This window comes from Confluentibacter lentus (genome assembly GCF_002806995.1).
In the GTDB taxonomy this organism is placed as follows: Bacteria; Bacteroidota; Bacteroidia; order Flavobacteriales; family Flavobacteriaceae; genus Confluentibacter; species Confluentibacter lentus.
The window spans coordinates 308,385-330,164 of record NZ_NIHE01000003.1 but is presented as its reverse complement, the minus strand read 5'-3'; the positions used below and the strand labels follow the sequence as shown (position 1 = coordinate 330,164).

The window sequence follows — 21,780 nt, the reverse complement described above, 5'->3', positions numbered from 1 at the left end:
AAATATGAAAATAAATCTAATTTATAACATAACTTTGTTTATAAAAATACAATTAAATATATAGCGAAATACCTAATAGCGGTTTTTAACAAATTCAATATGGTTTTATCGTTATATCTATTAAACTCAACGAAAGAACTGAATTTTTAAATTGTTTTTTATCATATTTGTGCAAAGTTTAGTGATCTATCAAAATAAGTCTTTAACAACTGAAATGCTCGGTTAAGGAACAGGCAATTACTTTTTTAGGGAACTAAAAAATATACTGGGACTATGTAATTGATTTTTTTCATTTTATTAATTAAAAAATAAAATTTATAATAATTATCATCACAATAATATCTTAGCAAAAAACAGAAATAGTATGAATTTAATATTTAATTACAGTCTTTCATATCAATATACAATATCAATGGGTTTTCAAAAACATTAAACAAACAGTAAAACCCAAATATTAAATGATTTCTTTTGAATTAAAAAAGTTACCAGAAACCCTAAAAAAATCTTTCAGTAATCCACTGATAAGAAATATTATTATTGTAGGTGTAATATCTTTACTATTTAAGGTTATAGGCTTTTATAAAGAAACCATGATTGCCAGTAGTTTTGGACTATCTGAATTATTGGACACCTTTTTTATAGCTATTTTAGTGCCATCCTTTGTACAAAGTGTCTTTATAAGTTCCATAACAAATATATTTATTCCCAATTACATAGCCGAGATTAAACAAGGAGGAAATACATCTAGCCTACAATCAGTCATATTTTTAGTAACTCTTGGCATCACATTATTTTCTATTGTCTTAGCTTATTTAACAACTGATTTTTTTTTAGAACTCATTTATCCCGGGCATACGGAGTCTTACTATCAATTAATTAAGGACCAGTTATTCATTATACTTCCTTGTCTTATATTTTGGAGCCTATCGTCGGTGTTTAGTGGTTTGCTGGAAATGTCCAATAAATTTTTTATATCAAGCATATCAACAATTTTTCCTTTGCTTACAATGATTTTTTTCTTGTTGTTTTTAAAAGAAAGCTTAGGAAATATGGTTTTGGCTATGGGGACTCTTATTGGTAATGCCTTAGGTTTCATTTTCCTTTTGGCAGTAATATTAAAGCATAAACATCTTTCATTAGCCAAACCAACAATTAATTATAATACCAAATTAATGTTAAGGCAATTGCCTCCAAAAATGTCATCTAGTTTTCTTACTGCCATGAATAATTATATTGACCAGTTTTTTGCAGCACAATTGGCCATTGGTTCTATAGCAGCTATAAACTATGGCATCAAAATTCCCTCATTTGCAGTCTCTATTGTTATAACCGCTTTGGGAAGTGTGTTATTGCCCCATTTTTCAAGATTGGTAAATGACAATTTAAAAATGGCTTACGGTCACCTTTTCAGAATTTTAAAATGGGTGGTTGGTGTAAGCTTGATTTTAATTGTTATAGGTATATTCATGTCTGATTTCATCGTGGAATTATTATTTGAAAGAAATGAATTTACCCATGATGATACATTGAAAGTAGCCCTCATACAAAAAATAACCTTAGCTTATGTCCCATTTTACTTATCTACCTTAATAATTGTGAAATTTTTAACTAGCATTAATAAAAATCATTTTATGGCTTGGGTATCCCTTCTAAATCTTATAACAAATACTGTTTTAAATATAATTTTAGTAAAGTATTTTGATGTCTATGGTCTTGCAATAAGTACTACGCTGGTTTTAATTATAAGTAGTTGTTTTTATTTTGGGTATACTTATAAGCAATATAAAAAACTCGTATAATGAAAATACATTTTATAATAGGTTCTTTATCTATTGGAGGTGCTCAAAGAGTTATGATCCTTCTAGCAAATCATTTTGCTGATAAAGGACATGACGTTTCCATAATTACATTTAATGAGCCTAATGATTTTATACCAAATCAAAGGGTAAAACACATTAAATTGCACACAGACAAAATTAAAAACCATACAATAAGGAGAATTAAAATTTTATATTGTTATTATAAAAAGAAAAATAACAGACCAGATGTAATGATTCCATTTATAACCCAAATAAATTTTATAGGTATCATTGTTAGCAAATTCTTTGGTATTAAAATTATTTCCTCTGAACATAATAATCATTTAAAAAAAACTGATTTTATAGGTAAAATAACCAAAGAATATTTATATTATTTTACCGATGTATTAACCGTACTTACTAATCATGATGTAGGTTTCTATAAAAAACGTGGGGTTAAGGTTGAAGTTATGCCTAATCCGAGTACTTTTGAAATCTTCAAAGAAAAAACCAGAAATAGGGAAAACGTAATTTTAGCAGTTGGTGATCTTGATAGATATCACCATAAAGGTTTTGATAATTTAATACCTATAATAGCACCCGTATTAAAAAAGAATCCCAATTGGACTTTGAAAATAGTAGGTGGTGGTACCATGGGCTTAGAATTTCTTGAAACTTTAGCAAAACAACATGATATATCCCATCAAGTTGTTTTTGAAGGGTATTCCAATGAAGTTCAAAAAATAATGAGGGTATCAGAAATATTCATCATGACTTCTAGATTTGAAGGCTTACCCATGGTATTACTAGAAGCCATGTCCCAAGGGATGGCATGTATTTCTTATGATTGTTTTACAGGTCCTTCAGATATCATTAATGACAATGTCAATGGCATCTTGGTAGAAAACCAAAATCAACTAGCCATGCAGGAAAAATTAAACATTTTAATAAATGATAAAGAATTAAGAATTAAATTGTCCAGCAATGGAATTGATTCATTGGATAAATTTCAAATAGATATTATCTATGAAAAGTATTTAAATATTTTTCATAATATTTTAAAAATATGAAAGCCAAAACCTTAATTAGTATTTTCTTTTTACTGCCTTTTGTAGCAACAGTATTTAATTTACAAGGATTATCGGTACTCTATATTTCGGTTTCTGTTTCACAAGCTATGGCGTATGGATTTTTAGCCCTCCTAGCTGTTGGAATTTTTTTAAGTTTAAAAAATATGGGAACACTTTCCAAAACCGCTGGGGGCTGGATAGCTTTTTATATTATTTATTATGGTTTTGCAATAGTTGCAAGTATTATTTACGATTTTCCTATTAATTTTTTGGCTAGTCTTGTTCCAATAATCTATTTTTTTGGCTTCTATATTTATTTAAGTGTTCCCGAAAACAGAACTTTATTCAAAAAAGTGGCCTTGGTGTCATTTGTATCCTCATCACTTCTGGGTATTTTTCTCTTCAAAATAAATTGGGATCTTGATCAAGGTGGTATTTATATATATAATGTGGATCGATCAGGGGGTGTTTTAGGAGACGCTAATAATGCTGCCTTGGTAGCTGTAATTGCTTTTATTTTGTTGTATGTAATTTATCAACCACAAACGAAACTATTTAAACTATTTAAATTACTCTTGTTAATATTACTATTTTATTCCTTGGTGATTACGTTTTCTACAACTGGATTTGTTGTATTTATAATTTCAATTATAATGCTAAACCTTAAGTTTTTCACTCCAAAAAGAATCGTGTTGTTTACAATTTTACTCCCCTTATTTTATATTATATTAATAAATTTAGATAGCTTAACATCAGGATTGGATTTAACTGTTCCTCAGCGTTTAAAAATAAAGAATATTGTAAATGTACTGACTTTTAATGTGACTGAAGTAAATAGCTCTGGGAGGGATTCACTTCTTACTAATTTGCTTAACTATGTTTACGCAAACCCCATAATAGGCAATGGGTTAAATTTTGCAAATTCACTAAGAGGCCATAATACCATCATTGGTGTTTGGGCAGATGCCGGGATTTTTGCCTTATTGGCTTTTATAATCATGCTTGGTAATTATTTTAAAAATGCCATTAAAAACCCTTCTAACATCCGTTATTTTTCTCTTTCAATATTAACCGTTTTGTGTGTTTTTATGCTATCATTGCAAACGGTCATTAATCAACAATATTTAATAGCTTTATTTGTGTATATTGGATATATCGTTGATATAAATAACAAGGAGGGTTATGATTTCATTTAGTTTTCAGGAAATAATAAGCGATAATAGTCTATTCTTTAAAATTTGGAATTAATTTACCAATATCTATTTTCTTAATAATCTTAGCTGGTGAACCAGCAATTAATACATTGGGCTCTAAAAATGTTTTATTAACAGATGAGTTAGGAGCAATAGCTATATTATTGCCAATTTCTATATCACCATAAATTTTAACCCCAGGGGCAATATAAACATTATCCCCAATTATGGGCACCTTAGGATTTCCACCAGAAGCACCAATATTGGTACAAACATGAATACGGCAGTTTTTACCCACTTTAGCTTTGGAATTAACAACGATTGTTCCGTAATGGGCAATAGAAAGACCAGGGCCAAAAACGTTCTCAGGAATTGAAAACCCCAGGCGAATTCCTAATTTTCTAAATCTAATTTTTAAAAAAACATAATAAGCCTTTGCCCATAAATCCTTTCTGCAATTTTTTAAATATTCTAATTTGCGTAATCTTTTTTGAAAAACCCAAATATAATTAGGCAGTATAATTTCTTTTAGCCAATTTGGTTTATAAGTAATATTCAAAGCTTTTTTATCTTCTTGCAAATAATACAGATAGTCTTGTTTTGATTTAATCATAATTCAATATTTCGTTTAGCTTACAAGCTAAATTAGTTTAATATTATAATTTATGCTAAATAACCTTATCTAATTAACCTTGGAATAAGACAAAACGCTATTGGCATATCTTTAGATTTTAAAATGTATTTAATGTGGGTTGAAGTTTTAATATGGCAGTTAAAAGAATAATTTTGATAACCCAATTAAAATGAAAGATATTTGTAGCATATTTGATAACAAATTAAGATTATAAATACATAAATTTCTGAACTTACATTATGATAACTTTGGAATTTAAAAAAAATGATGTTATAGAATGACAAAACAAAGAATTCTAATGGTTGCTTCTTCAGATGGTTCCCTAATCTCTTTTAGAGGCGATTTTATTAAAAGTTTGATAGCAGATGGTTTTGAAGTGTTTGCAGCGGCTCCAGACTTCGAGAAAAAGATATATGACAAACTTATTGATTATGGTGCCATACCCATAGAATATAAGCTACAAAGAGTTGGATTGAATCCTTTTAAGGACCTGGCATCCGTTATGGATTTAAAACGCATCATCACCCAAAATAATATCGATTTAGTGTTTCCCTATACTGTTAAACCCGTTATATATAGCTCGATTGCGGCCAGATTTTGTAACGTTCCAGTTATTTCATTAATCACCGGATTGGGGTTTACTTTTACCGGCTTAACGTTTAAGGCAAGGGCTTTACAAATCCTCAACGAGTTTTTATACAAACTATCCATTCGTAGCAATAAAGTGATCGTTTTTCAAAATCGTGATGATTACCAGTTGTTTTTAGATAGGCATATTATTTCAAAAAAACAGCCTGTTGGCTTTGTGAGTGGTTCGGGCGTCAATCTTAATTTATACACTTACCGAATAAACAACAATACCACCAAAAAGATACGTTTTCTTTTAGTGGCCCGATTGATTAGGGAAAAAGGGATCTCATTGTTTATTGAGGCGGCAACGGTTTTGAAAAAGAGCTATCCAGAAGCTGAATTCCACATCGTTGGAGACATTTATGATACCCCTTCTGCCTTGAAAGAAGATGAGTTAACCGAATTGCACGACCAAGGCATCATTATATTCCATGGACATCAAGATAACGTGCAGGACCACTTATTTAAAAGCGATGTATTTGTATTGCCAACTTATTATAGAGAGGGTGTGCCAAGATCTATTTTGGAAGCTTTATCGGTTGGATTACCAATTATAACAACCCATACACCGGGCTGTAAAGAAACAGTGAGACAAAACGAGAATGGCTTTTTAATCGAGCCCCAAAGTTTGGATGCATTAATAACCGCTATGGAATATTTTCTAATCAATCCCTCTAAAATAAAAGACATGGGTATAAATAGTAGAAAGTATGCTGAAGAAAAATTTGATGTCAACATCATTAATGCTACTTTATTGAACATTGTAAATTCCGTTTTGGTAGATGATAGAAAATGAAGAATGCCACATTGAGCATTATAAAAAATGAAAATATATTTTTATTTGAAAATAAATACGCAGCTTACAAATGTCATTAAAAACTATAATTTACGAGGTCTTCGACTTTAGTTTATCTTGAGCGAAGCCAAAAGGCTGAGACTGGCAACTGAGCTTAATTTGGTTTTTTGCCATAACTAATAGATTCCGTTTTAAAATAAAAACAAAATGAACTTATACAAAAATGTTATTAAAAGAATGATGGACTTGGTTATAGCCTTTACAGCACTGGTCTTATTATTTCCCATTTTTTTAATCGTGTTTATTGCTTTGGCCATTTCCAATGGTGGTAAACCCTTCTTTTTTCAAATCCGTCCAGGCAAGAACGAAAAGCTGTTTAAAATTATCAAATTTAAAACCATGAACGATAAGAAGGATGCGCAGGGTAATTTCTTGGATTTTGATAAACGGGTCACCAAACTGGGTAAATTTGTAAGGAAATATTCCCTTGATGAAATCCCCCAATTGTTTAATGTGCTTAAAGGAGATATGAGCTTGATTGGCCCAAGACCCTTATTGGTTGAATATTTACCTTTGTACAATGATACGCAAAAAAGACGGCATGATGTAAAACCCGGTATTACGGGTTGGGCACAGGTAAATGGCAGAAACGCCATTTTATGGGTTAAAAAGTTTGAGTATGATGTTTGGTATGTTGATAACGTATCGCTAATGCTCGATATAAAAATACTCCTATTAACCATTAAAAAAGTGATTATTAAAGATGGGGTTAATAGTTCTGAAAATTTAAACATGACTACATTTACGGGTGGCGATAATGAGTGATAATGTAGTTAGAAAAGAAGGCATTGGATCTTATTTTCATTTTGAAAAGCATGAACGTTTTAAGAATGTAACGGTGCCGTTGGATTTAGATTACAACCTATTTTACACAGGGAGAGAGGCACTTTTATACATTCTAAATGAGATTAACAATACCAATACCCTATCTAAAATTTGGTTTCCAAATTATTACTGCCAACACACCTTAGGTTGGATAAAAAAATTTTACCCACATATCCATATTTATAACATCAACCCCTTTGAGTTTACATCTGATGCTATAGATGTTAAGAAGTTCGCCACTAAAAACGATGTGGTATTAATCAATAATTATTGGGGGTTGAGCAGTATGACATCCAATGCAGATGCCAATGGACCCATAATTATTGAAGATCATTCCCATGGCTGGTTAAGCGACGCTTGCTTACATAGCACCGCGGATTATTGTTTTGTATCATTACGAAAGTCCTTGCCCATTCCATTAGGAGGTATGTATTGGAAACCACGTGCAATAGGATTTAGAAATACCTTAAACTTTAAAACAGATACACATTTTTATAAAATATGGGATACCATGCTAGATGCCATGTCATTGAAATCGGACTTTATTGCCGGTGATACCAGTGTGACTAGCGCTGACTATTTGCCCTTATTTTATGAGGTTGAGGAAGCCTTAAATATACATACCGATTTTGTACATCTAAAAGATGAACATAGGCACTTTATTGAATCTTATTTGCGTTTTGATACCCGAAAAATAAAAGAAACCCATCTAAACTATCTGTATAATAAATTGCGGGACACCGCTTATTTTAAGATTGTTAAAAGACCTGGTTTTACTGCATTCGGACTCCATTTGCTTTTTAAAAATGCTATGGATTTTAACGCCCTTAGACAATTTTTAGTCGCTAACCATGTATATCCATCATCCCTATGGCCTGATAACCATCTGGATTTGGAATGGCGTTATTTTTTAAATATCCATATTGATTATAGATACACACTAACCGATATGGATTATATTATTTATTTAATAGAAACTTGGCTTAAACATGAAATGATATGAAATCCAACCCTTTTCTTTCAAATACATTCGTGTCCATTTGGTTAAAACATTTTAATGGTTCTAACCCGGCCATTACTTTTGATTTTATAAAAGATTTATCCTTTCTTAAAAAGAAAAAATTCCCGATTTATTTTAATACGGGAAGAAATCAAACCAATGGGATTTCCTATACATTGAATGATAATGGAACTAAAGATTATAAGAATAAAGTTTTTATAATTATGGATGTACCTTCCTATTATGTAACAAACACTCCAGAGGACAATATTTTAAGATTAAAAAAAATTAGACAATATAAGGGTTATTTAGCCAATCTAAATAAATATGATAATCTAGAAAATTTTATATGTGCTAATTTTAGTTCAAAAAGCAGATCGAGAATTTTTAAATATCAAAAAAAACTTGAGAAATGCTTTAATATAAAATATTCTTGTTTTTTTGGAAATAATATTTCTAAAGATGACTATGATAATATATTTCAAGCGTTTAATGACCTATTAAAAAAGCAAAGCGAAGAAAAAAAAATTGTAAACGAAGCTTTAGCTACTGAAAAATGGTGTTTTTTACATGAACTAATTTATCCAATGATTTTAGAAAAAAAAGCTGCTATAATCATAATTTATAGTGATGATACTCCCATTTCTATTTCCTTATCGTACGTATCTAATAATATTTTTTCTAATTCATTAATGGCTTTTGACTCAAATTATTCAAAATTTCATGTTGGTTTTATTGAAATTTTGATGCGACTGAAATTTTGTTTTAAAGAAAAAATTGATATCCTAGATTTTTCAAAAGGAGATCATGATTATAAAAAAAGATGGGGGGATGAAGTTTACGACTTTGAATATCACATTTTATATGATTCAAAATCAATTACAAGTGTCATTATTGCTTTCTTTTTAATTTATAAATATCAATTCATTCAGTATTTAAGAGATAGAAAAATAAATATTTTATTTCATAGCATCATATATTTTATAAAAAAACCACAAAAAAGCGATATACTTCCAGAAAATCATGAAACTAAAGAAATAAATGAAGTTGATGATAATTTAAATTTTGTTGAAATAGATTTTAGAAATACTAAATATTCTTTTTTAAAAAACTCTATTTATGACTTTTTATTTAGATTTTCAGAATCAATTAATGATATTAAAGTGTTTTCAACAAATAATTTAAATGAGCCTTTTATTTTTATTGGTAAAAATCATAAAGTAAAGGTTGTTTTAAAAAACACAAAAGAATAATAATAGTATGAAATCCAACCCTTTTCTTTCAAATACATTCGTGTCCATTTGGTTAAAACATTTTAACAATTCCAAACCTGCATACTCATTTAAATTTATAAAAGACGTTAGTTTTGTTAAAAATAAGTTCCTTCCTTTATATGTAAACGTGGGCAAAAACTTAACCAATGGGATAATCTATGAATTGGATGAAAAGGAAACAGACTTTAATAACAAGGTTTTTTTTATTTATGATATTCCAGAATATTTTAATGTCCAAAATCAGCCACATAGGGCTTTAAAGTTAAAAACCGTAAGGCAGTATGTGGGCTACTTGGCTAACCTAAACTCATATAAAAGTATTGATGACTATTTAAATGATCAATTCAGTACAAATAGCCGATGGAAAATAAAAAAATCCAAGCGCCGTTTGGAAGCATGTTTCAACATAAAGTACGGTGTTCTATATGGAAAAGACACTACGAAGGATGACTTTGATTTTGCCTTTGGGTATTTCCATAAACTTTTGGTAAAAAGATTTACTGAAAAACAGATAAATAACCACTATTTGTCCCAAAAAAAATGGACCTACTTGCAGGATGTTATCTATCACATGATTTTGGAAAATAAAGCCGCTTTGTTTGTTATTTATAATGACAACATACCCATTTCAGTATATTTGAATTACGTATCACCTACTATTTTATATTCGGCTTTGCCTGTATTTGATCCAGATTATTCTAAATTTAATATTGGCTATATTGACAATATAAAACATATAGAATGGTGCATTGAAAATAAGATTGACATTTTCGACTTCTCGAAAGGTGATTACGATTATAAAAAACGGTTAGCAAATAAAGCGTATCATTTTGATTATCATATCTTATATGATTCTAAATCCATATTAGCCACAACACTTGCCCAATTTATTTTTCTATACTTTAAAGGCAAACAATATCTAAGGGATTTAAATGTTAACATCCTATTCCATAAAGCCATCTATTTTATAAAAGGCAAAAAAGATGTGGTAACCCCTTTGGATTATGAGAGTAAAGAAATAGACAAGCTTCCAAATGAAGATACCTTGATTAAAATGGATTTTGGCAGCATTTCAAATGAGTCCCTAAAGAAAGCATTGATAGATTTCCTATATAAAAAATCTGAATCCATTAATAGTATCTCCATCTTTGAGGTAAAAAACGAAAACCATACTTATATTGTTCAAGCAAAAGATTCCATGGAGCTCATAAGGTGCCATGGAAAATAGGCAAACTCTTGGTAAATTGGCTCTTATAATTATTGTTTATTCCTAATTCTGTAAGCTGGAAAAAATTTTATTTTCTCATGCTTTATATCGGTATTACTAGTACTACCATCAAAAACAATATGGGCATTCATTATTTTATCCAATTTATCGTATACTTTTTTATTCACTATTTTTCTGCCCGTATAATAAATAACATCGTTGTCGTTTGGGAAAAAAGATTTTTTGTAATGATATAGACTATCGTAATCTTCGCGGCCGCCACCCAATAAATAATACTCATAATTATTTGCCCTAGCCCACTTCATGACTTCAATCTTTAAAAAATCATTTGGACGTAAATTAAAATAATCAGCTAAAGTACCCCCTAAATAAGAATATAGAGTATTTCCGGAAATCAATATTAACTCCGTAGATATGGCCACATTGTCTTTAAATACAAAGGCTATCAAAAAATTATCTTTGCTTAGTTTAATGATATTCTTAAAATAATCAATATCATAAAAATAGTCATCATCGGCACCTATCCTACTCATCGTTCCTATATAAATATCATAAAACGTCTCGATATCCTTATTAGTGGCTTCCTTACCTACAAATTTTGCCATTAATTTATTATCTAAGCTTTTTCTGTAATTATTTCTAACTTTGGGTTTAAAGTTATTCCATTGGGTCTCTTCATCAATTAATTTACCCTTAACGTTTATTAAGGTAGGTATTAAAACCCCTGAATAAAATTGGTAATTATGGTCCAAACTAAACCTTATGAACTCAGAAATAATATTATTTTGTTTATACCAAGCATCTACGGCTTCCCAAAACTTAATGAGGTATCCTCTAGACATATCTTCATTAAATAGCGGACCGCTATAACCATATGGAGAAATAACATCAAAATACATCTCATCTTGGTCTTTATAAGGCACTTTTCTTAAGATGAAAGGCATTAAAATTAAAACCTCTTTCGCATCATTAATAAAAGTGAAATATCTCAATTTGTCTTCGATAATATCATTAAAATCGGAGCCCAAAATTTTATAGAACGGATTGATGACATCAAATGATTCTATGATTTTTAAATAAGATTCAAAATCGCTTTCATTTGATATTTTATTAACTATTAATTTCATTATTTAATCGTTGGTTGGTTTAATTTAATATGGCTTCAATCTCATTTAAATCATTAATAACATAATGGGGTTTATTGGTAATATCAAGATCAAATGATTGCTTATGGATATTCTTCCCATTATCCATAAGGCATATAGTGCACCAGTTTAAATAATTTGGAGCTATAAAGTCCTTCTTTGTATTGTCTCCTACATAAACATACCTCAAGGAAGTGCCATACTTATCTACAAAAAATTTAAAATTATTAATATTGGGCTTTTCTGAACCAAATTCTTCTGAAATGATGATATCATCAAAATAGCCTGACAAACCTAATGCCTCAATTTTATTTCGTTGTTGCGTACTTCTTCCATCGGTAATCAATCCTACTTTAAACACAGCCTTTTTTAGCTTAATAAGTAATACCATTAATTCTTGGGACATGCTAATTTGGGGTTTATGGTTACGGTACATATGGGTTAAATCCTTTTTACTAACATGACTTATTTCATACGTTTCCAATATGCTATCGAATACATTTAATCCACTTTCATAATACTGCTTCATATCGGATAAAATGATTTCTGAAGGCTTGTTTTTTATACTTGAAAGATAACTCGCTATGTCTTTAAAAGCCGATTTTAAAAAATCTATTTCTTTATAAAGTGTGTCATCCAAATCAAAAACCAATACTGTTTTACTTTTCATTATTATGGACCAATACTTCGTTATCGTAACGCAACATTAACAATTGATCTTCCCAGCCATCAAAAAAAGCTATGTCCTGATTAAGTAGATATTCCTGAAGGATCCACTTTGGGAAATTGGCACCAGCAAAATATGACAATGGATACCCCCCACCAAACCTAGCATTGATTTCAATGCCGTAAATCTCTTGGGTATCAATATTTTTAAAAAACTGACATGTTAAACACCCAATAGCGCCCTCAACATGGCCTAAACGTGTCTTGATATAATCGATTAGCAAATTTTTATCGGTAATTCCTTTATTAACTTCTCCATCCCTAACTTCGATGCGCTTTCTTGGAACAACACATTTTAAATCGCTTTTTTTATCATAATACAAATCGCAGGTAAATTCTTCAAAACAGCTATGGTCTAAATATTCCAAAAACATCAATTCATTGTTTTTAAAGTGATATTCGGTTAAATCTTCCTGATTTTTAATGATGAAATTATCAACACTCCTGCTGCCATTTATTGGCTTAATAAATAGCGGCAATTTGTATTCATACTTCGAATATTCTTTTGCAGCTCTAATATCCTTTTCAATAAAAAAAGCATGGGTCTCTCTTTTATCCCTTGTAATATTTATAAATTTTGAAGACGAGATTATGGGAATAATGCCTTTCTTTAAAAAAATATCCTTGTTTTTAGACAACAATAATAATTCTGTATCGATGGTTGGGATCACTAATTTTATTTGATTATCCAAACATGTTGCAAGAAGTTTGTTTATATAATCGTTGTCGATAATCAATGGTAATTGAAAGGCTCTATCTGAAACATGGCAGGCGGCTGACATAAGGGTGTTAAAATCTGTAGTCATTACTTTTCCTTCTGGAATTATTTTTTTTAGTTCCGTTTGAAAGGCTTTAACCAAAGAGACTCTTCTTCCTGCTGATGTAATTAATATATTCATATAGGGTTTGTAAGTTTTAAATAATAAAAATAGTTAAAAGCATGTACGTAGCCATTATTTTTGGATACTTTTCATTTGCTTTACATAATTAGTAATTAATTCGGCTATTAAAGTTCTTCCATTGTTATTCCAATGCATATCATAAATTAGTGTTGTAGGCCTTTTTGATTTTTTGAGGGTCTTAGAAAAATCGATATATTTATAATCGTATTCATTTAAATAGTTTAAAAAAAGTTCAGGTGTCTTTTCAGAATCCAAAAGAAACACAAATCTATTTTTATCAAAACCATATATCTTTATTAAACTTTTAAAGTTTTCTAAATATTCCACTTCCAATGCTTTCTGTTGCTTGTCTTCCTCTAATTTTGACACCTTGGGGGCTTTCTCTTTATTATTTGAAAATAGTTTCTTTACAAGATCTTTTGGGGTATCTAAAATACCGATGCTGTTTAAATAAACCAATAATTTAATTTGACGTAAGGCCTTATTAAAAGGAGATTCTAGAGCCATTCGTTCTTTAACAATATGATATTCGCCCCTAGTTAAATCATTTTCAAATTTAATACCCAAGATAACATGATCAATTAAATTGAAATGCTCTTTATATTGGCTTATTAAATGTAATTGATCAGCCAAATCGTATCCTGCATATCCATATTCATAGACTTCTACACCATTTAATTTATTCTCAATTTTACTGCCTATGGAATTGTAATAATTTTGATGAAACCCTTCAATAAAAGAGTCTCCTACCAAGGCTATTTCAACCTTATCTTTAGATGGACTAAATTCTCTGTAAGAATTATATCCAAAACTATTAATTTTATATTCTGAAAAGTTTTGCCTTCTATTTCCAGTTACGGAATACCCTTCTTGATTAGGCATCCATTTTTCAACTCCAAATTCATCTACATAACGCACAGGATAATCTTTGGTAAGATGAAAAACCCTTATATACACTTCTAGCGCCAAAAGTATAAGAATGCTGTATATAAAAATCTTAAAAAATAACTTTTTCATTTTTTTTAAAATTGAAAATAAATAAAAGACCTATCTACACCACTATCATAAAACATGAGCAAGCATAAAATTACAATAGTATATACCATGAATCGCACGATTTTGGATTTAAAACCAAAAGGTGAACGCTCATCTTTTCTTATAATGTATTCATATAAAGTAAATAGAATGATAAGCACATAATAATCAACCATGCGATACCCCATGGGATGTTGGTAAGTTCCGAATGAAAAATCGGTGAAAATTTTATCAATAAAATCGAATGCCACAGTAATGGACTCTGCCCTAAAAAATATCCTTGAGAATGTAACGATGGCAAATGTTAAAAGAACTTGGCCTAATTCCGTTAGCGATGGAAATATGGTGTTTTCAGCAACTACTGAGTCTTTATAAATGGCATTTCTTCCCATTAAAAAAACAGGAATAAAGGCTACTGCGTGAAATGCCCCCCAAAAAATAAATGTCCAGTTAGCACCATGCCAAAATCCGCTTAATAAAAACACGATAGCAATGTTCCTAACCGACTTTAATTTGCTCGTTCTAGAACCTCCTAAAGGAATATAGACATAATGCCTGAACCAATTTGATAAAGATGCGTGCCAACGCTGCCAATACTCGGCAACATTTCTTGAAAAATTGGGGAATTTAAAGTTAGACATCAACTCTACCCCAAAAAGCTTAGACGTGCCTATAGCGATATCGGAATATCCACTAAAATCGCCATACACCTGAAAACTGAACAATGTAACACCCAAAATAAGTGTTGATGCTGGGTACGTACTGTAATTTGCGAAAATATCATCTACCATAGGAGCCAAAGAGTCGGCTATAACAATTTTTTTGAACAAGCCCCAAAGAATCAACTTTATTCCATCGACTGTTTGCTTATAGTCAAACTTACGTTCCTCTAAAATTTGTGACAACAGGTTTGAAGCCCGCTCAATGGGTCCAGCCACCAATTGAGGAAAAAAGCTAACAAAAGCAGCAAACGATAAAAAATCGGTTGTAGGTTTTAATTTTTTATAATACACGTCAAACGAGTATGACATGGTTTGGAAGGTGTAAAACGAAATGCCTACTGGTAAGATAACTTTTAAGGTCCACGTGCTTTTTATATCATACCCAAGCATGGAAACCATATCTACCCAGGAATCAACAAAAAAGTTATAATACTTAAAAAACCCTAGAAGGCCTAAGTTGAATATAACACTTACCCAAAGCCATGATTTTCGTGTTCGTTGATTCGCACTTCCGTTTATTTGAATGGCCACCAAATAATCGACCACGGTACTAAGTAAAATTAAAGATAAAAACCTCCAATCCCACCAGCCATAAAACAAATAGCTAGAAACTAAAATTAGGATGTTTTGGGTTTTTAAACTTTTTTTAAAGACAAACCAATAAAGGAAATAAACTATAAGAAGGAAAATAAAAAACTCGATAGAATTAAATATCATAAAAATCTATAAAAAACAATTAGTTGAGATGTTGATTTTATCTGCTGCACAAACTTCACATTTTAAATTAATCCTATCAAAATTATTCTTTTAAAAGTCAAAATTAAACTTTAATCTACACTAAAATAAAAAAGCCCATAAAGGGCTTTTAGATATTGTATCTGTTTGGCAAATTACATTTCATTAAATATAGAATGCATCAAACGTTTTTTATCATTAATACTTTCTTCAAGAGAAATCATGGTTTCTGTTCTGTAAACACCCTCAATATCGTCTAATTTAAAAATAATTTCTTTAGCGTGTTCTGTGCTTCTCGCTCTTATTTTACAAAAAATATTGAATTTTCCAGTAGTAATGTGGGCCACTGTTACAAATGGTATTTCATTAACTCGTTCTAATACAAATTTGGTTTGAGAGGTATTGTTTAAAAATATACCTACATAAGCGATAAATGAATATCCTAGCTTTTTGTAGTCTAAAGTCAAAGAAGATCCTTTGATGATACCAGACTCTTCCATCTTTTTTACACGAACGTGTACTGTTCCTGCGGATATTAGCAATTTTTTGGCTATGTCTGTAAAAGGAATTCTTGTATTGTCTATTAACATGTCAAGAATTTGGTGGTCGATTTCGTCTAATTTAATTTTCCCCATAATTAATTATTCTTAATTAAAAACCAAAATTACTACATTTTCATCAATAATTATACATAATTACGTCATTTTATTTCAATAATAATGGTGTTTTTTTATTATTAATGATAACGAAATCGTTTTCGTGATTTATTTTAATGGGTAAAAAATCAGCATCTAACACTATGTGTTCTTTTGCATCAATCTCTCTATGACCATAATACAACTCTAAATTTTCAATTTTTTCAACTTTTGGTGAAAAAACAATTCTGTTATCTACCAATCGCTCTTGAAACTGGATGCCAATATCTGTCACTTCTGAATTTAAATCAATTTTTGCATTTCTAATGATGATATCCAAAAAGCATTTGTCGTTTTCTGGAATATTAAAATAAGACTTGTACAAACTTCCATCTACATTCACTTTTGATATATAATCTAAAGACGTTAAATAAGACATGTAAATGTATTTTCTTGTTTGCTCACGCCCATAGTCATTAAAATAATGCCCCGCTTCAAATAATATGGTTGGCCTATTCTCACTTTGAAACGTATCACCCACACAATTCAAGTTAAAGGCATCATCGTAAACCCCTACTTGGTTTGGAATAACCTGTTGGAGCATATCATTCATTTTGCTAATAATCTCCATAGCTATCATCCTATTGGGCGTGATGGTGCAGGCTTCATCTTGAGCGGGGGCCAAAAAAGATACCGTTGCTGGCTTGTTGGTCTTACCAACACTAAAAATAGTTCGTTGGCCATGAAGGTTGTAGCAAAAATGCGGATTAAAATCTTCAAAAACTGTTCTTAAAACCTTGCTTTCGGGCTGTGTTCTTAATTGTGCGTCCCTATTCAAATCAACCTCATTGGCATTCACACGTGTAAAGGCTTTAGCGCCATCCGGATTTAATATGGGAACAATATATATGGTACAAGCCTCCAAGATATGCTTAACGGATGCTTCTGCGGAAATAAACGTATTTAAAAGGTCGAAAATAGCTTTTGTCGTGGTTGATTCGTTACCGTGCATTTGCGACCACATGAGGATTCTTTTTTTCCCAGTACCTATAGTTACTGAATAAATAGGTCGCTTTAAAACAGATTCCCCAATAGTTCTAATGTCAACAGAATCTTCTAATTTTTTTAAAAGCGGTTCTATGTGATCATTGGTGATATATCTATGGTGTAAGGTGTCTTCTTTAAACTTAGAAAACAGTGTCAGGATGGCTTCTACTTTCATTAAAAATAATTGATGTACAAATGTAAACAATTACTTTTTTACATTTGTAAACACATGCCCGATTCAAATGTGTTTACATTGGTCAACAAAAATGTAATGTAATCAACATTAAATAGCCTCTAGTTGTTGGATAAATTTAAAAACACTATTAAATGATTTATTTTCAGTATTTTAAATTTATTTATATAAAGTTTTTATTTATATTATAGTTATATTATTTAGGTTTATTTATGACTCTTAAATATATTTATTTACATTTGTAAAACCCTAATCGCCTATAACTATTTACAATGATAAACAATGAGGATTTTGCCAAAAGGCTTCAGGAAGTCATCGACTTTTATGGAGAATCCGCCTCTTCTTTTGCCGAAAAAATAGGCGTTCAACGCTCTAGTATTTCGCATATACTCTCTGGAAGAAACAAACCTAGTTTGGATTTTGTGCTGAAAATTTTATCCACCTATCAAGAAGTAGAATTGTATTGGTTACTAAATGGCAAAGGCTCATTCCCTGTTTCAAATGCGCTGACCAAAGACGTACTAAAGAAAATGGAAGTTCCTTTAGAACTCCAAACCAAATTAAATTTGGATACTAATGATGAAAAGCAGATTGAGCGTATCGTTATTTTTTATTCGGATGGTACTTTTAAAAACTTCCAAAACTAGTATTGTAAACTTAGTTTAGTAATTTTGCAATAAATTCCATTTATATGAAGAAGCTTATATTCATTTTAATGCTTTGCTTTTTTAGCTGCTATAATAGCGAAAGACATTGCAAAGATTTTAAAACTGGTGATTTTTATAGTGAAGTGACTATTGATGGCAAATTATACAAATCCACGTTTTCAAGAACGGATGCTTTACAGGTAGAAACTTACAACGGAAAAAAGGATTCTTCTGAAGTACGATGGATAAACGATTGTGAAGTCATCTATAAAACCATCAATCCAAAAAGCATGGCTGAAAGAAAAGATATCCACTTGAAAATTTTAACAACAACCGATTCCTCATATACTTATGAGTATTCATATGTTGGTGATACAAAAAAGCAAAAAGGCATTGCTTTTAAGGTTAAAAACTAATTGAACGGATACAGAAAAGATTCCACTAAATTAAATTTCAACTCATTAGAATCCGTGATTTCATAAGTCAAAAAAAGCTCTCCCCAATATTCCCCATCCGAAAAATCGGCTATGATCCACTTGTGATTCAATAATTTAACCGTATTAATCATCATGCGTCTTCCCTCACTGGAAGCATAAGGAACTATCGGATGCTCTCCCTTAGCTTCATTTAATTTGTAAAGTTCATCTTTTATTAGAGGCATTAATTCATCAATCTTATAGCCTTTATCTTCAAAGTATGAAATAGCATCTTCGTTCCTATCTAAATTAAAATGTGATAGGTCTAAAACTTCGTTTTGCAGCGTAGTAACGGAATCTTTATATTTTTCAATCTGATGCTTAGATGTTTCTGCTTGTTTCTTTTCAATTTCCAATAAACGTTTGGAGTTTACGTACATAAACAAAGCTAATAGCAATGAAAAAACAAACAGATACATAAAAATTCTTTGTTTCATATGAGGATATTTATTGTTTTTTTAATGGTCATATGGTATCGCTTTATTTTATCTATGTTTGTTTACACAAACAAATTGTTAATGGCGATTTCATAATTCAGTTTTAAATGGTGATTTGTAAATTATCGTATGCCAAAAATACATTATTTGGCAATGTTTTTTCAACAGTTTCATGAAATCCTAAATTATAACTTATATGCGTTAAATAGGCTTTTTCAGGATTTACTCTTTTAATAAACCGCAAGGCTTCCTCCAGATTTAAATGGGAATAATGAGGCTCTATACGGAGCGCATTAACCACTAAAACCTTGAGACCTTTTAGCTTCTCAACTTCTTTATCTTCTATGGTCTTCATATCTGTTAAATATGCAAAATCATTAATCCTAAACCCAAAAACCTGAAGTTCAAAATGTTTTAGGTTAATAGGGATTATCTCTTGGTTATTTATAACAAAGGGCCTGTTTTTAATTTTATTGGGAGACACCGTTGGTGCTCCTGGATACTTGTTCTCTGTCTTAAAAATATAGTCAAACTTTTTTTTTAACGATTTTAACACACGCTTATGGGCATATATAGGAATATCACCTTGCTTAAAATAAAAAGGCCTAATATCATCGAGTCCCATAACATGGTCTGAGTGCTCATGGGTATATAAAATAGCATCGATTTTTTCACATCCACAAGCTAACATTTGCTGTCTGAAATCTGGCCCGCAGTCAATTAAATATGTGTGTCCATCAAGTTCAATTAAAGCAGAAACCCGTAACCGTTTGTCCCTTTTGTCCTTACTTAAGCAAACAGGATGGGTGCTTCCAATTACTGGAATACCTTGGGATGTGCCGGTTCCTAAAAATGTTACTTTCAAAAAATAATATTATTTAAAATCAAAAGAGTGCTAAGCTAGGTCTAAATTCATAATTTTTAATCTCTTTTTTTAAAGAAACCGTAAAATATTAACTTTCATTTGGCTTTCAAACCAAAACTAAGTATTCGATTAACAAAATTAGACTTAATTTTTTATTTGCCCCCATTATTTGATACCTTTGTTTTATTCACTAAAGTAACCCAAAGTAATATGGAAATAACCATCAAAGGAGACAAAGAGTTTGATGACATTCCCTCTTTAAAGACGAAAGCGCTTCGAATAAATTTAAACGAAAACATTTACGGAACATTTGCAGAGATAGGTGCTGGACAAGAAACCTGCAGGCATTTTTTTAGAGCTGGTGGTGCATCAGGTACTATTGCAAAAGCCATGTCGGCATACGATAAAGATTTTAGTGATGCCATTTATGGCGTTGAAGATGATGGCCGTTACGTAACCGAAGCGCGTCTTAGAAAAATGCTAACGCATGAAATGAACCTGATTGAAAAACGCCTTACCAGGGACAAAAATCCTAATAAAATATTTTTTGCTTACGCAAATACCGTTGCTACAATCGATTTTGCAAAGCAGTTTAAAGGCCATGGTTGGGTAGGTATTAAATACCAAATTGAAGCTGGCAAGGAATATAACGATATTGTCTTGCATGTTCGTTTTAAAGAAACAGATGCTAGATTGCAACAAGAAACATTGGGCGTATTAGGGCTCAATCTAATTTATGGTGCTTTTTACAAGTATAACGAGCCAAAAAAATTATTGCGCTATCTCTATGATCATTTGGATAAAGACCAATTGGAAATTGATACTATTAACTTTTCCGGGCCCGCGTTTAAAAATGTAGATAATAGGCTTATGAGCCTGCAATTAGTGCGTAATGGTATGACAGATGCCGTAATGTTTGGGCCTGATGGAAAAAACATATTACCTGCTAAAATTTTGTATAAGAAAAATATTTTGGCATTACGAGGTAGTTTTAGACCAGTGACTAAAGTAAACATGGCGATGTATGAAAAATCGTATGAGATGTTTATAAATGAAAATAAAGTTAGCAAGGAAAACACTGAGGTCGTTTTTGAAATTACATTATCCAATCTACGTGCCGAAGGAGAGATAGACGAACAGGATTTTATGGATCGAGCCGATTTGTTATGCTCTTTAGGGCAATCGGTAATGATTTCGAATTTTCAGGAATACTATAAAGTTGTTGAATATTTCTCTAACTATACCAAAGCAAGGATGGGACTTGCCATGGGCGTTAATAATTTAGTTGATATTTTTGATGAAAAATATTATCGCCATTTAAGCGGTGGTATTTTGGAAGCTTTCGGAAAATTATTTTTTAAGGATTTAAAAGTGTATTTATACCCCATGCTTGATCCAGATACGGGAGAACTCATAAATAGTGAAAATTTAAAAGTATATCCACGCATGAAGGAATTATATAAATTCTTTAAGTATAATGGTAAAGTAATAGATATTAAGGATTACGACGAAAGTATTATGAGCATCTTTTCACGTCAGATCTTACAAATGATAGATGATGGGGATAGAGGTTGGGAAGATATGGTACCGGAAGGAACAGCCGATTTAATTAAGGATTACCGCCTTTTTGGATTTACACGTAAACCCTTAAAAACGTTAAAGCCTATAACGCTTAAAAAAAGAAAATAAAAAAAGCCTCATTAAAA

21 protein-coding genes are annotated in these 21,780 nt (G+C 30.8%); 11 read left to right on the top strand and 10 right to left on the bottom strand.

Features of this window, described 5'->3' with window-relative positions:
* Positions 1-458: 458 nt before the first annotated feature.
* Genes murJ through CDH50_RS08295 form a run of 3 tightly spaced genes read left to right on the top strand, consistent with a single transcriptional unit; the run spans position 459 to position 4,065 of the window.
* Positions 459-1,799 (top strand): murein biosynthesis integral membrane protein MurJ, encoded by a 1,341-nt coding sequence (gene murJ / locus CDH50_RS08305; protein WP_100611541.1) that lies wholly within the window; start codon positions 459-461, stop codon positions 1,797-1,799.
* On the top strand, positions 1,799-2,869 hold the full coding sequence (locus CDH50_RS08300; protein ID WP_100611540.1) for a glycosyltransferase family 4 protein: 1,071 nt from the start codon (positions 1,799-1,801) through the stop codon (positions 2,867-2,869). The genes murJ and CDH50_RS08300 overlap by 1 nt, the downstream gene beginning before the upstream one ends.
* A complete protein-coding gene (locus CDH50_RS08295) occupies positions 2,866-4,065 on the top strand; it encodes a hypothetical protein (protein WP_100611539.1) in 1,200 nt (399 codons plus the stop codon). Before CDH50_RS08300 ends, CDH50_RS08295 begins: the two co-directional genes overlap by 4 nt.
* A gap of 28 nt (positions 4,066-4,093) precedes the next feature.
* Here CDH50_RS08295 and CDH50_RS08290 read toward each other — a convergent pair whose 3' ends face one another.
* On the bottom strand, positions 4,094-4,675 hold the full coding sequence (locus CDH50_RS08290; RefSeq protein ID WP_100611538.1) for a serine O-acetyltransferase: 582 nt from the start codon (positions 4,673-4,675) through the stop codon (positions 4,094-4,096).
* Between the two features lie 298 nt (positions 4,676-4,973).
* Here CDH50_RS08290 and CDH50_RS08285 point away from each other — a divergent pair, with 298 nt between their 5' ends.
* The 5 genes from CDH50_RS08285 (at position 4,974) to CDH50_RS08265 (ending at position 10,509) form a co-directional block, all read left to right on the top strand.
* Positions 4,974-6,122, top strand: a complete 1,149-nt coding sequence (locus CDH50_RS08285) for a glycosyltransferase family 4 protein (RefSeq protein WP_100611537.1) — start codon at positions 4,974-4,976, stop codon at positions 6,120-6,122.
* Between the two features lie 207 nt (positions 6,123-6,329).
* Positions 6,330-6,947, top strand: coding sequence for a sugar transferase (locus CDH50_RS08280; RefSeq protein ID WP_100611536.1), 618 nt, complete (start codon positions 6,330-6,332; stop codon positions 6,945-6,947).
* Positions 6,940-8,010 (top strand): hypothetical protein, encoded by a 1,071-nt coding sequence (locus CDH50_RS08275; protein ID WP_100611535.1) that lies wholly within the window; start codon positions 6,940-6,942, stop codon positions 8,008-8,010. The genes CDH50_RS08280 and CDH50_RS08275 overlap by 8 nt, the downstream gene beginning before the upstream one ends.
* Positions 8,011-8,231: 221 nt before the next feature.
* Positions 8,232-9,260: a GNAT family N-acetyltransferase gene (locus CDH50_RS08270; protein ID WP_157804954.1), complete on the top strand. Its 1,029-nt coding sequence runs from the start codon at positions 8,232-8,234 to the stop codon at positions 9,258-9,260.
* Positions 9,261-9,267: 7 nt separating this feature from the next.
* Entirely contained in the window at positions 9,268-10,509 is a 1,242-nt protein-coding gene (locus tag CDH50_RS08265; RefSeq protein ID WP_100611533.1) for a GNAT family N-acetyltransferase, read from the top strand.
* Between the two features lie 29 nt (positions 10,510-10,538).
* Here CDH50_RS08265 and CDH50_RS08260 read toward each other — a convergent pair whose 3' ends face one another.
* The 7 genes from CDH50_RS08260 to CDH50_RS08230 all read right to left on the bottom strand — a co-directional run bounded on the left by CDH50_RS08260 (position 10,539) and on the right by CDH50_RS08230 (position 17,631).
* Positions 10,539-11,636, bottom strand: a complete 1,098-nt coding sequence (locus CDH50_RS08260; protein WP_100611532.1) for a GNAT family N-acetyltransferase — start codon at positions 11,634-11,636, stop codon at positions 10,539-10,541.
* Positions 11,637-11,655: 19 nt separating this feature from the next.
* Entirely contained in the window at positions 11,656-12,324 is a 669-nt protein-coding gene (locus CDH50_RS08255) for an HAD family hydrolase (protein ID WP_100611531.1), read from the bottom strand.
* A complete protein-coding gene (locus CDH50_RS08250; RefSeq protein WP_100611530.1) occupies positions 12,314-13,279 on the bottom strand; it encodes an ATP-grasp domain-containing protein in 966 nt (321 codons plus the stop codon). Before CDH50_RS08250 ends, CDH50_RS08255 begins: the two co-directional genes overlap by 11 nt.
* A gap of 54 nt (positions 13,280-13,333) precedes the next feature.
* Positions 13,334-14,299, bottom strand: coding sequence for a hypothetical protein (locus CDH50_RS08245; protein WP_100611529.1), 966 nt, complete (start codon positions 14,297-14,299; stop codon positions 13,334-13,336).
* Between the two features lie 5 nt (positions 14,300-14,304).
* Positions 14,305-15,639, bottom strand: coding sequence for an MBOAT family O-acyltransferase (locus CDH50_RS08240; RefSeq protein ID WP_317044647.1), 1,335 nt, complete (start codon positions 15,637-15,639; stop codon positions 14,305-14,307).
* A gap of 290 nt (positions 15,640-15,929) precedes the next feature.
* Positions 15,930-16,409, bottom strand: coding sequence for an Lrp/AsnC family transcriptional regulator (locus CDH50_RS08235; protein WP_100611527.1), 480 nt, complete (start codon positions 16,407-16,409; stop codon positions 15,930-15,932).
* A gap of 70 nt (positions 16,410-16,479) precedes the next feature.
* The gene (locus CDH50_RS08230) at positions 16,480-17,631 is read right to left on the bottom strand and encodes a M14 family zinc carboxypeptidase (protein WP_100611526.1); all 1,152 of its coding nucleotides are present in this window, start codon (positions 17,629-17,631) and stop codon (positions 16,480-16,482) included.
* Between the two features lie 290 nt (positions 17,632-17,921).
* Between CDH50_RS08230 and CDH50_RS08225 the strand changes: the two genes are divergently transcribed.
* Together CDH50_RS08225 and CDH50_RS08220 are read left to right on the top strand one after the other, a co-directional pair.
* A complete protein-coding gene (locus tag CDH50_RS08225; RefSeq protein WP_100611525.1) occupies positions 17,922-18,296 on the top strand; it encodes a helix-turn-helix domain-containing protein in 375 nt (124 codons plus the stop codon).
* Positions 18,297-18,340: 44 nt separating this feature from the next.
* Entirely contained in the window at positions 18,341-18,712 is a 372-nt protein-coding gene (locus tag CDH50_RS08220; RefSeq protein ID WP_100611524.1) for a DNA topoisomerase IV, read from the top strand.
* Here CDH50_RS08220 and CDH50_RS08215 read toward each other — a convergent pair.
* Entirely contained in the window at positions 18,709-19,209 is a 501-nt protein-coding gene (locus CDH50_RS08215; RefSeq protein ID WP_100611523.1) for a hydrolase, read from the bottom strand. The genes CDH50_RS08220 and CDH50_RS08215 overlap by 4 nt on opposite strands.
* Positions 19,210-19,312: 103 nt before the next feature.
* The gene (locus CDH50_RS08210; protein WP_100611522.1) at positions 19,313-20,074 is read right to left on the bottom strand and encodes an MBL fold metallo-hydrolase; all 762 of its coding nucleotides are present in this window, start codon (positions 20,072-20,074) and stop codon (positions 19,313-19,315) included.
* Between the two features lie 210 nt (positions 20,075-20,284).
* Here CDH50_RS08210 and CDH50_RS08205 point away from each other — a divergent pair, with 210 nt between their 5' ends.
* The gene (locus CDH50_RS08205; RefSeq protein ID WP_100611735.1) at positions 20,285-21,763 is read left to right on the top strand and encodes a nicotinate-nucleotide adenylyltransferase; all 1,479 of its coding nucleotides are present in this window, start codon (positions 20,285-20,287) and stop codon (positions 21,761-21,763) included.
* Positions 21,764-21,780: the final 17 nt, after the last annotated feature.